This window comes from Curtobacterium sp. 1310 (genome assembly GCF_017834105.1).
Classification (GTDB): Bacteria; Actinomycetota; Actinomycetes; order Actinomycetales; family Microbacteriaceae; genus Curtobacterium.
In genome coordinates this window covers 107,484-120,241 of record NZ_JAFICY010000006.1, presented here as the reverse complement: position 1 = coordinate 120,241, position 12,758 = coordinate 107,484, and the positions used below count along the sequence as shown (strand labels likewise).

General features: G+C 73.2%; 10 protein-coding genes and 1 tRNA gene. 1 reads left to right on the top strand and 10 read right to left on the bottom strand.

The features are described 5' to 3' along the window. Window positions 1–5: 5 nt before the first annotated feature. A complete protein-coding gene (locus JOD95_RS14340) occupies window positions 6–1,403 on the top strand; it encodes an amidohydrolase family protein (RefSeq protein WP_209685648.1) in 1,398 nt (465 codons plus the stop codon). Window positions 1,404–1,434: 31 nt separating this feature from the next. On the opposite strand, the gene JOD95_RS14335 is transcribed toward JOD95_RS14340, so the two are convergent. The 10 genes from JOD95_RS14335 to JOD95_RS14290 form a co-directional block, all read right to left on the bottom strand. Then, window positions 1,435–1,815, bottom strand: coding sequence for a hypothetical protein (locus JOD95_RS14335; RefSeq protein WP_066655762.1), 381 nt, complete (start codon window positions 1,813–1,815; stop codon window positions 1,435–1,437). Between the two features lie 101 nt (window positions 1,816–1,916). Next, window positions 1,917–3,443 carry a CdaR family transcriptional regulator gene (locus JOD95_RS17000; protein ID WP_209685646.1) on the bottom strand — a complete coding sequence of 509 codons (1,527 nt, stop codon included), beginning with the start codon at window positions 3,441–3,443 and terminating at the stop codon, window positions 1,917–1,919. Then, entirely contained in the window at window positions 3,440–4,522 is a 1,083-nt protein-coding gene (locus JOD95_RS14325; protein ID WP_209685644.1) for a DUF917 domain-containing protein, read from the bottom strand. Before JOD95_RS14325 ends, JOD95_RS17000 begins: the two co-directional genes overlap by 4 nt. 28 nt (window positions 4,523–4,550) lie before the next feature. Then, window positions 4,551–5,666 (bottom strand): DUF917 domain-containing protein, encoded by a 1,116-nt coding sequence (locus JOD95_RS14320; protein WP_209685641.1) that lies wholly within the window; start codon window positions 5,664–5,666, stop codon window positions 4,551–4,553. Continuing rightward, entirely contained in the window at window positions 5,663–6,817 is a 1,155-nt protein-coding gene (locus JOD95_RS14315) for a DUF917 domain-containing protein (RefSeq protein WP_209685640.1), read from the bottom strand. Before JOD95_RS14315 ends, JOD95_RS14320 begins: the two co-directional genes overlap by 4 nt. Continuing rightward, window positions 6,814–8,370 (bottom strand): hydantoinase/oxoprolinase N-terminal domain-containing protein, encoded by a 1,557-nt coding sequence (locus tag JOD95_RS14310; protein ID WP_209685637.1) that lies wholly within the window; start codon window positions 8,368–8,370, stop codon window positions 6,814–6,816. The genes JOD95_RS14315 and JOD95_RS14310 overlap by 4 nt, the downstream gene beginning before the upstream one ends. 221 nt (window positions 8,371–8,591) lie before the next feature. Beyond that, window positions 8,592–9,983 (bottom strand): cytosine permease, encoded by a 1,392-nt coding sequence (locus JOD95_RS14305; RefSeq protein ID WP_209685636.1) that lies wholly within the window; start codon window positions 9,981–9,983, stop codon window positions 8,592–8,594. 270 nt (window positions 9,984–10,253) lie between these two features. Beyond that, a tRNA-Arg gene (locus tag JOD95_RS14300) sits at window positions 10,254–10,326 on the bottom strand. Window positions 10,327–10,438: 112 nt separating this feature from the next. Continuing rightward, on the bottom strand, window positions 10,439–11,224 hold the full coding sequence (locus JOD95_RS14295) for a dienelactone hydrolase family protein (protein WP_066655775.1): 786 nt from the start codon (window positions 11,222–11,224) through the stop codon (window positions 10,439–10,441). 102 nt (window positions 11,225–11,326) lie between these two features. After that, entirely contained in the window at window positions 11,327–12,751 is a 1,425-nt protein-coding gene (locus tag JOD95_RS14290) for a glucose-6-phosphate dehydrogenase (RefSeq protein WP_209685634.1), read from the bottom strand. Between the last annotated feature and the right edge of the window lie 7 nt (window positions 12,752–12,758).

Genomic DNA, 12,758 nt, shown 5'->3' with positions numbered 1-12,758 from the left:
GCCCCATGACGCAGACCCTGATCCGCGCCGGCTGGGTGCTCACCGCCGCACCGGACGGCTCCTCCACACCCGCAGCGATCCGCGACGGCGCCGTCCTGCTCGACGGGGACCGCATCGCCGCCGTCGGCACCTTCGCCGAGCTGTCCGCTGCGCATCCCAACGCACCCGTCCGCGGCGGCGCGTACGACATCGTGACCCCGGGCTTCGTGAACACACACGGCCACTTCAGCGAGGGGCTCATCACGGGCATCGGCTCGCAGTACACGCTGTGGGAGTGGCTCACCGCACTGATCGGCCGCGTCAATCGGGTGATGACCCGCGAGAAGGCGTACGCCGGCACGGTGCTCCAGGGCATCCAGCTCCTCCGGAGCGGTGTGACGACCGCGAACGACATGTTCTGCGCCGACCCGGTGCCCGACGAGCCGGCGACCCCGGGTGTCGTGCAGGCACTCGAGGACCTCGGGCTCCGCGGTGTCGTGTCGTTCGGCTCCGGCGACGTCGACCGCGACTTCGGCGCGACCCCGATCCTCGACGAGTTCGAGGCCCTGCGCGAGGCCGCCGACGCCAGCCGCTACAGCACCTTCCGCGTGGGCGTCTCGTCGATCGGCCGGTACACCGACGACACCTGGCAGGAGCACGTCGACTACGCGGTCGCGGGCGGCCACGGGGTGCACGTGCACTTCCACGAGGTGCGCGAGGAGGTCACCGCCGCCCGGCAGCGCACCGGTCGGACGGCGATCGGCCACGCCGAGGCGACGGGCATGTTCCAGGTCCCGGTGATCGCCGCGCACAGCGTCTGGGTCGACCGCGAGGACCGCGAGCGCTACGCCACGCACGGCGTCGGGGTCGCGCACAACCCGGTCGCGAACGGCATCCTGGCGAGCGGCATCGCGCCGGTCGCCGAACTGCGAGCGCTCGGCGTCCCGGTCGGGATCGGGGTCGACGGTCCGGCGTCGAACGACTCGCAGGACTTCCTGCAGGCGATGAAGACCGCGGCCCTGCTCGCCCGCGTCCGCGACCTGCAGGCAACCGCGATGAGTGCACGCGAAGCCCTCGAGATGGGCACGATCGGCGGCGCCCGCGCCCTGCGGATGGAGCAGGAGATCGGGTCGCTCGAGCCCGGCAAGCGCGCTGACCTGGTGGTGTTCGACGGCGACTCCCCGACGCTGGCGAACGTGCACGACCCCTACCAGGCGGTCGTCTTCGTCGCGGGCAGCCGTGAGGTCCGCGACGTCTGGGTCGACGGCGAGCTGAGCCTCGCCAACGGCGACGTCACGAAGGTCGACGTGCGCGAGGCGGTGGACCGCGCCCGCCCCCTCGCCCGCCAGCTCGTCGCCGAGGCAGGGCTGGAGCGCCTGTCGGCGCTCACCGGTGGCGCGCTCGACGACACCGAGCGTCCGTAGCGGCGCACGTGCGACCGATCGGCCGTGGGGCTCAGCCGAGCGTGATCTCCCGGATCGTCGCCGACACCGTCGACGGATCGTCGGCCGTGGTCTGCGCGGAGCACGACCACTCGACCGGTTCCGTCGCCGTCCCGTGCTCCTCGCGCCGCACGGACGACTCCCCGGTGACGGCTGCCACCGTCACCCCGCTCGGACCGGACGATCGCTGCTCGACGCCCGTCGACCGGGTGTCGACGACCTTCCACGGGGTCGTCCCGTACTGGTCACGCCACCAGGCGACGATCGCCGGCCCGACCCTCGTCTCGCACGCCGCGCGCGCGACCCCGTCGAAGGAGGTCTGCTGCTTCGTGCACCCGGTGAGCGCGACGAGGACGACCACGACGGCCGTGGCCGCGACGGTGCGGGTCCTCATGCACCCATCGTGCCGAACGCCGTGCGGCGCGTACAGCCCGGGGACGCCGCAACGCGCGACGCGGCGACCGATCCGCTGCACGACGCACGGTCGCCCCCGCGCTACGCCCCGCCGAGCGCCCGCGTCGCCAGGTGCAGCGCGAGCCGAGTCTCCGGGTCGCCGAGGTCCACGCCGAGCAGCCGCTGCACCCGGTCGATGCGATCGGCCACGGTGTTGCGGTGCACCCCGAGCACCGCGGCCGTCTCCGCCACCGAGGACTCCGCGTCGAGGTACGCCGCCAGGGTCGAGCGGAGCGCCCCGCCTCCGCGCTCCAGGGGCGCGAGGAGCTGCTCCGCCGCCGGCAGGAACGTGTCGGTCTGCGTCCACGCGAGCAGCAGCTGCGCGAGGCCGAGCCGGTCGACGTGCACGAAGAAGCCCGACTCCGGTCGCGCGGCGGCGAGGCGGACGGCGTCGCCCGCTTCGCCGAGCGTCCGCACGAGCCCCGCCGGACCGGCGTGCACGCTGCCCACGCCGGCGTTCGTGTCGACCGCGGTGCGCAGGGCGTTCTGGGCGGCACGCACCGAGGCGGCGATCGCGGCGACCGTGGCACGGTCGGGTTCGTCGGACGACGAGCACCAGAGCGCCCACCCGTCGGTCTGCTCGACCACCACCACGTCGAGCCCGTGCGCGTCGAACGCCGTCTCGACCTCGCGTCGCAGGGCCACCGCGTCGACCGGCTCCCGCGCGACGAGCCGGACACCGACGTGCCAGGCGTCGAGCTCCCAGCCGGCGGCGATGGTCCGCTGCACCAGGGGCGGCGCCGGTGCCCCGTCGGCGGTCCGGAGGTCGTCGAGCATCGCCATCCGGTACCGGGCGTCGCGCTCGTCGTCGAGCCGGGTGAGCACGAGCCGGTGTCCGGCCGCGACCGCCGCGACCCGCAGTGCGGTCGCGAGCACGACCCGCTCGGCACGCACGGGCGTGGTGGTGCCGACCGCGAGCCAGGCCCGCGGTCCGATGCCGGTCGGGACGGGCACGGCCACGACCGTCTCCCGGTCGTCGGTCGCCCAGACCGGCTCGCTCGTCCCGACCGTGCGCGCGAGCAGTGCCGCGGTCGCCGGCGCGACCCCCGCACCACGCAGGGGACGTCCCGACGCGTCGAGGAACCGGATCGCGTGTCCGAGCTCGTGCTCGAGCCGGGTGAACAGTTCGTCCAGGGCGGGTCCGGCGTCGAGTCCGACCCGCGCCGCGACGACGGCGGCACGGGCAGCGGGAGCGTCCCCGGACCCGATGAGCTCGTGCACCCGCACGGAGGCGGCCCACGGGTCCGGGGTCACGACCACCGCGACGCCGAGTCGATCGGCGAGCGCGGCGGTCCCGGCGCCGGGCAGCGGTGCCCCGTCGGCGAGCCCGACGACGAGCACCGCGACGCCGGCGGTCGCCGCCCGGCGGAGCAGCACGTCGAACCGGGCGTCGAAGTGCTCGACCGGGGTGAGCAGGACGACCGCGGAGTCGTCCGTCCCGAGCTGCCGACCGACGTGCTCGGGCGGGCCGACGAGTCCGCGCACGGTGGTGACCGTGCCCGTCGCCGGTCCGACGAGCAACGTCGTGCCCTCGGGCAGCAGGGGCAGGAAGTCCGAGACGGGGATCACGCTGCGGCCTCCGGCACGGCGTCGGCGTCGATCCCGAACGCGCGGGGCGCCACGCGTGCCGTGCGCTCCGGCGACGCCCACCACCACGGCGCACCGGGCAGCACGAGCACCGCGAGCTCGTCCCCGACCCGGGCTCGCTCGGTGCTGACGGGCCGCAGGGACCTGGCGTCGACGACGACGATGCAGCTCGGGGTGCTCGCGACCGGTTCACCGTCCACCAGGCAGTGCACCCACTCGCTGCCCGCCTCGACCCGGACGACGGCGCCGGTGGCCGCGTCGCGGATCGCCATCGACCCGTGCACGAACGCGACCGCGTCCCCGCCGCGCTGCACGTCGAGCACGCGGCCGCGGGCGACGGCACGAGCGCCGTCGAGCCCGACCACGAGGTCCTCGACGCCGGCCGCGGCTGCAGCGACGCGTCCGGTGCGCAGGGCCCGGTCGACACTGCCCGTGATGCAGCGTGCGGCGAGCACCTCGGCGTCGACGGGGCCGACCGCGAACGCCGCCCACCCGCCGCTGTGCGAGACCGCCTCGCGCCAGACCGTCTCGAGGTCCCGTGGGTCCGACGAGTCGACCACGATCCGCAGGCCGCTGGACGTCACCGCAGCGGCGGTGACCGAAGGCGACGACCCGACGAACAGGGAGAGCTGGTCGATGCGCGGCGTCGCCCGACCGACCAGGTCGGCGTCGACGAGCGGCAGGCCGACCGCGTGCGCCGTGAGCGCCGCGGCCGGTCCGGTGACGCCGCCGATCTGCGCTGCGACGACGGCGTCCGCCCGACGGCCGGTCCAGCGTTCCACCGCGGCGAGCGCGTCGGGCAGCTCTCGCCCGCTCGGCGTCTTCTCCTCGAGCACGGTGGTCGACCCGACGAGCCCCACCGCCATCACCGCGCGGACACCGCCGCCGACCGGCACGACCGGCACCCGGGCGTCGCCGAGCGCCCGCCGCAGGGCGTGGGCCATGTGGTCCACCTGGCCGCCACCGCCGCACCCGAGGAGCGCGGTGCCGCGTGCGAAGTCGTCGACGTCGTCGGCCCGGAGGCCGGTCACGACCCCGTCACGCTGCTCGCCCTGGTGCACACCTGCGATCCTCGCGCATCGGCGCCGCTCAGCGCGCCCCCACCGGCGCGCGATCGTGCAGCTGCTCGACCGGGACGAAGTCGTCGTCCAGGCCGAAGCACGACGGCCCGAACACCGCGAGGGCCTCCGGTGTGCGCATGAGGTCGGGCGTCGACACCCCGATCACCCGGACGCGCTGGCCGTAGCGCAGGCGCTCCGTGGTGATCGGTTCCGCCGTCTCGGCGTCGAGCACACAGATCAGGTCCGGCACCACCGCGACGAGGCGACCGTCCCGTCGGGCGACGAGGTTCTCGTTCTGGAAGGCGATCTCGAGCTCCGACCCGTCGGCGCCCTGGACGACGGCCCGGCCCTTCGCGAACCCGTCGACCGTCCGGCGCTCGACGTCGACGACCTTGCCGTCGAACAGCTCGCGCAGGTGCGTGTAGATCGTCTGCCCGAACGCCTCGGCGAGCCCCTCGACGGGGTCGCGGTGCTCCTCGCGTGCCCGTCGGATCGCCCGACCGACCGCCAGCGCGAGCGAGAGTGTCCGCGGGACGGCGGTCTCCCGGACCTGGCGGCCGCTCATCGCGTACTCGGCGATGTACGCCACCCCGCCGAGGCGGATCGTGACGCCGCGGGCGAGCCACTCCATCTGCCGGTTGTCGTGCCCGGTGTCGATGACGACGCCGTGGCTGTTCTCGTCGCTGATCGCCAGCGGGGACCCGGGCACCCCGTACACCGAGAAGGTCTCCATCTGCAGCTCCGGGAACGCGCGCCCCATGCCGTCCGCGTCGACGACGGGCAGGCCGCCGGTCGCGCCGACGAGCAGCGGGATCATCGAGTTGATGCCGCCGCACTCGATCGGCATCGTGGCGGTGGCGGTCCGGCCGAGGTGCGCCTCGAGTCGGCGGAGGGCACCGAGCGGCTCCGGGCCGGCGGGCAGCCGCTCGAGCACCACGGTCGGGGCGCCCATCTGCGCGGTGGGGATGACGAGGGCGTCGTCCGGCACCTCGGACGGGTCGAGGACCGTCACCGGTCCGTGCTCCTCGATCGCCGCCTTGACGAGCAGCATGCCGATGAGCGGGTCGCCCCCGCCCCCGGTGCCGAGCAGTGCGGCGCCGCGGGCGAGGTCGGGCAGGTCGTCGACGTCGATGGTCCAGCTCATGCGTGTTCTCCCTCGCTGACGGTGCCGTCGTGGCGGACCGCCGGGGTGTCGTAGCCGAAGTACCGGGGTCCGGCGAGCGCGAGGCCCGCCGGGGTGTGCCAGCGCGGGTCGGCCGGTGCGGTGACGATCCGGACGCGTGCGCCGAAGCGCAGCCCCTCGGTGGTGATCGGTTCACCGGTCTCGGCGTCCAGGGTGACGATCAGGTCGGGGGTGGTGGTGCGGACCGACCCGGCCACCTCGACCAGCAGGTGCTCGTTCTGGAACCGGAGCACGGCCTCCAGGCCGGTGTCGCTGCCGGAGCCGGCGATGCGGGCGGTCCCGCGGGCGAAGCCGGTGACGGTCTTCCGCTCCACGTCGGCGACCTTGCCCTCGAACACGACGGTCCCACCGAGCACCGCGGCGACGGCGTCCACGGGGTCCTCGTTCGCGGTGCGGGCGGCGACGAGTGCCTCGCCGATCGCGACGCTGAGCGAGAGGCTGCCGCGGACGTACGACTGCTTGAGCTCGGCGCCGGACATCGCGTACTGCGCGGTGATCGCGGAGCACCCCATCTCGACCGTCGCGGTGCGGGCGAGCCGTTCCGCCCAGCGGTTGTCGACGGTGTCGAAGACGGCGGCGTTGCCCTTCTCGTCGGCGAGTGCCATCGGCGTGGCGCTGATCCCCGACAGGGTCGGCAGGACCATCTGCACCTCGGGGAAGGCGCGGCCCATGCCGTCGCCGTCGACGAGCGGCAGGCCGAGTTCAGCCGCGGCGACGATCGGGCTGGTCGAGTTGACGCCGCCGACCTCGATGCACGCGACGTGCGTCGGGGTGACGCCGAGGTGGGTGGCGAGGCTGCGGATCGCCTCGGCGAACTGCGCGCCGGACGGCAGCTTCTCGACCATGACGGTCGGTGCGCCGATCATCGCGACGTTGAGCACGACGGCGTCGTCGGGCAGGTCCTCGACCTGCACGACCGGCACGGGGCCGTGCTCGCGGACCGCGGCCTCGGCCAGCAGTCGGCCGATGTAGGGGTCGCCACCACCGCCGGTACCGAGGACGGCGGCGCCGCGGGCGAGCGCGGAGCAGTCCTCGCCGATCTCGGTGAGGGGACGGACGGTGGTCGCCGACGGACGCGTGTCCGCGCCGGGTGCCGTCGCCGTCGTCGTCATCGGACCAGCGCCCCGAGTGCGAGGTCGCCGACCGCCTTGGCGCGGATGCGCGTGGCGTTGCCGGGCAGGTACGGGATCGGGACCTCGTCGAAGTCGACGATCGCGACACTGGACGGATCGGCTCCGGCGGCGACGGCTCGGTCGACGGCCTCCTGGCGGGCCTCGTCGACCACGGCGGAACGCCTGCCGTCGCTGATCGCGTAGACCTTGTCGACCTCGCCGGACACCTGCGCGATGGCGGCGCCGATCGCGTTGGCGACCGAGTGGTGCTCCGGCCGGTGCACCGTGCCGAGCCCGGGCAGGGTGTCGGGCAGCAGGACGGACCCGCCACCGACGGCGACCACGGGCAGCGGGTCCGACGAGGTGCGCATGCGCTCCACGACGTCGGCGACGCGCTCGGCGATCACCGCGAGGGCCCGTTCGGCGACCTCGGCCGGCACCCCGGCGACACGGGAGACGTCCCCGATGGCGCCACGGCCACCGCGGACGGCCACGTCGGTCGCGGTGAGGGTGTCGCCGCCGAAGACCAGGCCCTCCTGGGTGAGCCGGTAGCCGACCGAGTCCGGGCCGACCAGGGCGCCGTCCTCGCGGATGCGGGAGCCGCCCCCGATGCCGATCGACAGCACGTCGGGCATCCGGAAGTTCGTGCGGATGCCCGCGACCGCGACCTCACCGGTGGCCTCGCGCGGGAAGCCACCGGTCAGCACGCCGACGTCGCTCGTGGTGCCGCCGACGTCGACGACCGCGCAGGTGTCGAAGCCGGAGAGCACCGCGGCACCGCGCATCGAGTTCGTCGGGCCCGAGGCGAACGTTGCGACCGGGTAGCGCCGGGCGTACTCGACGTCCATGAGCGTGCCGTCGTTCTGGCTGAGGAACAGGGGCGCGTCGATCCCGCTGCCGGCGACGGAGCCGGACAGACCGTCGACGATGCGGTCGGCGAGCTCGCGGAGCGCCGCGTTGATGATGGTGGCGTTCTCGCGCTCGAGCAGCCCGATGCGACCGATCTCGCTCGACAGCGAGAACGCGACGTCCGGTCCGAGCTCGGCGGCCATGATCGCCTGCGCCCGCTGCTCGAACTCGTCGTTGATCGGGGAGAACACCGACGAGATCGCGATCGAGCGGATCCCGGCGGCACCGATGGCCTCGGCGTGCCGCTTCAGCTCGTCCGGGTCCAGCTCGGAGATGACCCGGCCGTCGAACTCGTGGCCGCCGTGCGCCAGGAACGCCCGTCCCTGCACGGCGCCCACCAGGTGCTCGGGCCAGTCGGTGAAGGGCGGCAGCGACGCGGTCGCGGGCAGGCCGAGACGGACGGCCGCGGTCGGGGCGAGCCCCCGGGCCTCGACGAGCGCGTTGATGAAGTGCGTCGTACCGATCATCACGCCGTCGATGTCCGCCGAGGTGAAGTCGCGCTGCTCGCGCAGGCCGGCCAGGGCGGCGACGATGCCGGACGTGACGTCCTGCGTCGTCGACCGCTTCACAGCCGCGGCGACCGTGCTGCCGTCCATCAGGACGGCGTCCGTGTTCGTGCCGCCGACGTCGATGCCGATGCGCATGGGGTTCCCTTCGGGGTGGTGCTGTCGTGGTGCTGACGGAGTGCCGGTGGTGGTGCTGTCGTGGTGCTGTGGTGGTGCCGGTGGTGGTGCTGACGGTGGCGGTGCTGTCGTGGTGGTGGTGCTGACGGAGTGTCGGGCCGACCGTGCCGTGTCCGGGTCAGGGGGCCACGGCACGGCCGGCGACGAGGTGGCGGTCGGCAGGGGGGCGCCGACCGCCGGCTTCAGGGCGCCGGTGCCGGCGCGGGTGCCGCCGCCGGGGCGTCGCTCGTCGTGCCGTCGCCGACCGCTGCCGGCGCGTCCTCGGTGCGGCTCACGCCGACCCCGCGGACCCATCCGGCCTTGCCGGCGATCACGTAGAGCACGAAGGCGATGACGACGGAGTTGATCGACGGGATGCCGATCGCGACGAAGTAGCCGACCAGTGCCGCGACCGCCCAGATGACGAGCGTCGCCGGGACCCACGTCGGACTCGTGGCCGGCAGGCCCTCGCTCTCGCTGAGCTCACGGCGCCAGCGCTGCACCACGAAGTACTCGGCGATCATGATCCCCGCGATCGGCGGGAACACGACACCCAGCACGATGAGGAACGGGGTGAACGCGTCGAGGAACCCGACGGCGGCCAGCACCGACCCGACGATGCCGAGCACGAGGGTGACGACACCACGGTTCACCTTCCTGCCGAACACCACGTCGATGAAGTTCGTGACGCCGAGGCTCGAGCTGTAGATGTTCCAGTCGTTGATCTTGAACGTGCCGAGCAGGATCACGAGGATGCCGACCCAGCCGACGCTCGACGTGATGACGCGGGTGATGTCGGACGACCCGACGGCGTGGGCGAGCAGGACGCCCGCGAGCCCGATGACGTACTCCCCCAGCGTGACGCCGAGCGCGGTCTGCTTGACGACGTCGCCGACCGAGCGGTTGAAGCGCGTCATGTCGGGCGTGATGACCGCGCCGACGATGAAGCCTCCGGCGACGAGGGTGGTGCCCGCGACGAAGCTCAGCTCCGGGCCGGCCGGGGCCTTCGCGGCGAGCTCGGCGATCGAGTGCTGGCTCAGCTCGACGACGACCGCCCAGCCCACCAGGACCAGGAACAGCGGCACCGTGATGTTGGCGAGCCACTGCATGGAGTGGAAGCCGCGGAGCACGATCGCGGTGACGAGCAGGCCGAACACGAGTGACCACGCCCACGCCGGCAGGACCGGCAGGATCGCGACGAGCCCGGCGGCGGAGACGCCGGACTGGATGCCGAACCACCCGATCAGGCTCAGGCCGATCGCCAGGCCCACCAGTGCGGAGCCGGCCTTGCCGAACCCGGTCCACCGCGCGATCACGGAGGTGTTGAGGCCCTCGCGCATGCCGATGATGCCGACGAAGACCGACACGATCTCCAGGATCACGGCACCGAGGGTGATCGCCCAGAACGCCTCCCAGAAGCCCATGCCGAAGCCGAGCGTGGCACCGAGCAGGAACTGGGACAGGGCGGAGATCTGGCCGAACCGCTGCACCGCGACCTGGAACCAGCCGTAGCGGGCGGAGGCGGGGACGCGGGACAGGGAGTGGTCGTCGACGACGACGGACGGGGCTGGTGGTGCTGACGCTGCACTGGCCATCGGGTGCTCCTGGGGGACGGGGAGCCGGTCGGGGCGACCGGGTTGCGGCAACCGTAGTGACGTGACGGGAGCGGGTACACGTGCACGATGTCGTTACCGGCAGGTGAACCGGTGCACTCTGCACAGAGGCGTCCCTGGGAGCGTCGGCTGGCGCTGTCCGGCGCCGAACCCCGAACACGACGGAGGCCCGGGAACGACAAGGCCCCGGGAACGACATGGGCCCGGGAACGACGAAGGCCCCGTCGCAGTGCGACGGGGCCTTCTCAGATGTGCGCTCGAAGGGACTCGAACCCCCAACCTTCTGATCCGTAGTCAGATGCTCTATCCATTGAGCTACGAGCGCATCCGGTCTTGCGACCGATGCTGGCCTTGCGGCCGTGGAAGACTCTACAACAGGTGCGGCGCGGAACGCCAATCGAGCCGCGCCGCACCGAGCCCTCGGCGTGTCGCGCCGTTCAGACCACGGTCGGCTCCTCGTCGAACACCTCGGCGAGGAACACCTGCAACGCCTGCCACGAGCGGCGGTCGGCGCGCTCCTGGTACTGCGCCCCGTGGTCCGGCGCATCGGTGCCCGGCACCGCGAACGCGTGCATCGCGCCGGCGTAGGTGGTGACCTGCCAGTCGACCGACGGCACCGCGCGCATCTCGTCCTGCCACTCGGCGACCGTCGTGTCCGGCACCATCGGGTCCGCTCCCCCGGTGAGCACGAGGAGCTTCGCCCGGATCGCGGACGCGTCCGAGGGCTCGTGCACGATCAGGCCACCGTGGAACGACACCGCGCCGGCGAGGTCCGCACCGGTGCGCGCGAGTTCGATCGCGCCGGAGCCGCCGAAGCAGTACCCCATCACGACGATGCGGGAGTGGTCGACGTCAGGGTCCTCGCGCAGCCGGTCGAGCCCCGCGGTCAGCCGGGCGCGGAACAGCGGCAGGTCCTGGTAGAACGAGCCCGCGACCTCGCCGGCGGTGTCGTCGCCGGGACGGACGCCCTCGCCGTAGACGTCCGCACCGAAGGCGACGTAGCCGAGACGGGCGAGCATCGTCACCCGGGCCTCGACGTGCTCGTTGACGCCGTGCCAGTCGTGGATCACGAGGACGGCGGGGCGGGGCCCCGACACGGCGTGGTCCTTCGCCAGCACACCGAGGAGCGCGGTGCCCTCGTGGTCGTAGCGGACGGGCTCGACGCGGACGTCGGAGCCGGCGGGGACGGGGACGGTGGACAGGACGTCGTCGGTGGTCTTCACGTCACCGGACGCTACGCCGCGCGACCGGCAGACGGACGGGAGGCGCGTGGCGGCCCCGCCACGCGCCTCCCGTCCGGCACCGCGCCTCCCGCCGACGCGACGTCAGCAGTCGATGTTGTCCCAGCTGTCGGGACCGGCCGACCCGGCCGCGTACTCGTCGAGCGGCGCCTTCCCGTCGCGCCACGCACGCAGGAACGGCTCGACCACCTTCCACCCCTGCACCGCGCTGTCACCGCGCACCGACAGCGTCGCGTCGCCCTCGAGCACGCCGGCCAGGACCTCGCCGTAGGCGCTGAGCCGACCGGGGTTGAAGTTCACGGACAGCGCCGTGTGGTCGATCGTGTACGGGTCGCCGGGACCGTTGACGTTGAGCTCGAGCTGCATCTCGTCCGGGGCGATCCAGATCCGCAGCTTGTCCGGACGCTCGGCGCCGCTCAGCCCGTTCGGCACGTGCGGCGAGTCCTTGAAGGTGATGACGATCTCGCGACGCTGCTGCTCCAGCGCCTTGCCGGACCGCAGCGTGAAGGGCACGCCGGCCCAGCGCCAGTTCGCGACCTCGAGGGTGAGCTGCGCGAGGGTCTCGGTGCCGAGCGACGGGTCGACGCCGTCCTCGTCGACGTAGGACGGCAGCTCACGGTCGCCGATCGTGCCGGCGGTGTAGCGCGCACGCTTGCCGGCGGCGACGACGTCCTCGCCCCACGGCCGGACGGCGCGGAGGACGAGCTCCTTCTGCGTGCGGAGGTCGTCGGCGTCGATGGATGCAGGCGCCTCCATCGCGACGACGGCCATCACCTGCAGCAGGTGGCTCTGGATCATGTCGACCAGTGCACCGGCCTTGTCGTAGTAGCGCGCGCGGCCCTCCAGCCCGAGGGTCTCGTCGTAGACGATGTCGACGCGGTCGACGTGCGCCGACGACAGCAGCGGCTCGATGATGCGGTTCGCGAAGCGCAGCCCGAGCAGGTTGAGGACCGTGGAGCGGCCGAGGAAGTGGTCGACGCGGTGGATGCGCTCCTCGGGCAGGAACGAGTGCAGCAGGTCGTTGAGGTGCTCGGCGCTCTCGGCGTCGGTGCCGAACGGCTTCTCGAGCGCGAGCCGCGTGCCACCGGGCAGGTCGAGGTCCTTGAGGACGGCGCAGCTCTTCTCGGTCACGGCCGGCGGCAGCGCGAAGTAGATCGCCGGGTCGTGGTGGCACGCGTCGAGCAGGGCCCCCAGGTCGTCGGCGTCGGTGACGTCGGCCTTGCGGTAGGTCGAGGCCTCGATGACCTCGACGAGCCGCCGGCTGAGCTTCTCGCCGCCGTCGTGCGCGCCCTCGTCCTCCTCGTTCTTCGACGCCTGCGCGTTCTCGAAGGACGTGCGCACCTGCGCCTTCCAGTCGTCGTCCGAGATGTCCTCCACGCCGGCCCCGACGAGCTGGACGTCCCAGTCGTCCTTGACCTCGAGGAGGGTGGCGAGACCGGGCAGCAGCAGTCGCTTGGACAGGTCGCCGCTGGCTCCGAGGATGAGCAGGCTGGTCTGGAGGCTCGACATGCCCCCG